The organism is Shewanella sp. 125m-1, assembly GCF_052977065.1.
In genome coordinates this window covers 1-2,697 of the sequence record NZ_JBRILT010000087.1, presented here as the reverse complement: position 1 = coordinate 2,697, position 2,697 = coordinate 1, and the positions used below count along the sequence as shown (strand labels likewise).

Annotated in this window: 1 protein-coding gene; it reads right to left on the bottom strand. The window is 42.3% G+C overall.

Annotation, left to right across the window (positions count from 1 at the left end; all coding sequences use genetic code 11):
- Nucleotides 1–124: 124 nt before the first annotated feature.
- Nucleotides 125–2,218: a hypothetical protein gene (locus ACVBIK_RS20595; protein ID WP_447170420.1), complete on the bottom strand. Its 2,094-nt coding sequence runs from the start codon at nt 2,216–2,218 to the stop codon at nt 125–127.
- Between the last annotated feature and the right edge of the window lie 479 nt (nt 2,219–2,697).

Sequence of the window (2,697 nt, the reverse complement as noted above, 5' to 3'; positions counted from 1 at the left end):
TAAAAACACTCGGATTTTGCCATCTTATAAAGATCGGTCAACCGATCAATAAACTGCTAAATGATCGGCATTAGAGCCTAGGCTCTCCTTTTAAGTATGCAGTTATTTAATCAGCAATAACGAATTAGTCGTTATTGGCTGTACCAGTCCATTCGATGTTAGCCTTGATTGGCTCAACAATATCTGCATCATCTTCATTGGCTAGTTGACCAACTATGCTATAAACCGTACCTGCAGGTAGGTTTGTTGGAAGGGTAAACTGTGCTACACAGAAGTTAAACTCTTCGCTATCATTGTCCATTAGCTGTGCCGAAACACCGTATTTAGGCAGGCCAATAGCTGTTAGCTGAGGATTGTAGAATTCACGTACCGATTCACAGGTTAAATCTTTACCTGGAAGATCAAAATACATATCAACGTCATCACCTACATCGTTGGTCTGTAAGCTGATTTGCACTAGGTTGTACTTACCTCTTACGCTAAAATCAGGCATTTCAATGGCGAAGCTACGCTCGTCTGCATTGTCATCTGACTCGATGTCTAAACGACGCTCTGCATCGTCATCATTAGCAAAGAAAGTATAACGCTCACCGTGAATAGCAACAGTTTGTGCGCCAGCGCCAATGCCATTTAATGCAGGCTTAGTGGTGATAGTTGAGGTTTCTACTTCATTACCTTCCATCACAAAGCGAGCTTCAAGCTTGTCACCCTTGACAGTATAGCTACCGACTTTTTCAGTCGCTTCTGCAGAACATTCGGTTAAGTTGCTTAGGTTACGCTTGTTCATTAGCACGTTACCGTCGACGAACTTATAAGTCTCACACCAAACACGCTGGAAATCTTGGCCGTTATCAACACCATCATCACTGCCGTGTTCTAAAACATACCAATTCTTGCCTTCTAGCGGGTGTGCCTCTGGATCAGGCGTGATGTCGTTATTGGCAACAGATAGCTTGAGATCCGCTTTAACTGCAGCGTTAACACCATCATCAGCTGTTACTGTGATAGTGAATTCACCAGCAAGCTCTGGCTTACCAGTTAAGCGTAGGTCATCACCTTGTTCAATATTAAGGCTAACGCCTTGCATGTTAGTGGTCGCAACTAGCTTCAGGCTATCTTCATCGACATCGTTAAACAGATCGTCAAGTTCGATTGTTGTATCGACGGTTTCGCCTTGAGTTAGATTTAACCCTTTAAGATCGGCTTCAATTTCAGCTTTTTCCTGGCTATCAACTGTCGGTGCAGAGTTCGGGCTAGTTACGTCGATTTCAATTTCTAGTGGGTATGAACGTGCACCATGGCTGTCCGTCGCATAGGCATGAAGCTCAATTTCACCAGCTGTTAATGGCTTGCCGCTTAGTACGCCAGTTGTTTGGTTGAATACTAGGCCTAGCGCAGCTAGCTCCTTTCCATCTTCGCTTTTCACTTCAATAGTAAATAAGTCACTATCTGAATCGGCGAAAGCGGCCTTAAGCTCAATCGCTTCGATAGCTTGACCAAGCTCAAGCTTAATCTTTTCCAGCTTATCTTGCTCTGCGTCAGTTAAAGTGATGTTTGGTCTGTGGTTTGGCTTGAAGCCTTCTTCTTTATCAATGACTGGTGCGTAATCGTCAAGATCTTCTTTATTATCAACTTTGTCAGCAACATCTGTCACTAAGTCGTTTAAGATCTCTGTAGAGACATCAGTGTCTTCAACCTGCGCATCGACTAAGGTCTCGCCGATAACCTTGATTCCTTCAGCCACTTTGTTGCCAGCATTAGCATCAGCAATGTAGTCACCGAATAACTGCTCTGATGTTGCGTTGAGTGCCGCAAACTGCTCGGTAACTTCAGCTTTTGCGTCTTCAGCTGTTAGAGTCGGTGTCGCCTGCATCTTTTCAACCACAAGATTAGTCATCGGGTTGATAACCTTAGAGTCAGCTGGTGCAGATAATTCGAATGCTTTGGTGACAAGACCGCGATCGCTATCAATGGTTTGACCTACAACGGCTTTCACACATAGTTTTTGATCTTTGAATTTCTCATCAATTTTTGCAATGCCGCGATCATTGGTGACGCCAGCCTTTGTGTCGCACTTGTCGCCCGCGTAAATATCGGCATTTACTAGATAACCGTCGATAGCCTTAACTTCGAACGTGTTAATCGCATTGTCATCATCACTACTACAACCTGCCAAAATGATGCCTATTGAGGCGGCAAGTAAGCTTAGCTTTTTCATTATATGTCCTGATTTTAAATTGAGCGCACTGGCTCAAAGGGAAACGCCATTCGGTAAGTAAATAGCGCATGGATTCTAGCTGAGGAGAGTAGAGTGAGTATTGAAGATTTTCACAAATACTGGATTGAGATCTCAATAAAAATTCAATAAAAATAGATGCTTAATTAGATTTCTTGCGTATAGTTCACAAAGTGTTCAAATAGACGAAACATTATTTTTTTTGGATTCATATTAAATAGAAAAACCTATAAAATTTTCGCCCCGCAAAAGTTTATTAACTCTTTACTGTGCAAACTGTATGAAAACCCTACACATGACTCGACAGCTTCAGCGCTGTTAAAATAAGCGCTTTAAGGGCTTGTTCATCATTAGATAGAGATAAAACCTGTTATGGGTCAGAGGCTGACGAATCCCCACAAAAAGATAAACAGAAATAATGAGATAGGCAAAAATATGAGGAACATTCATGGCATTTGGTG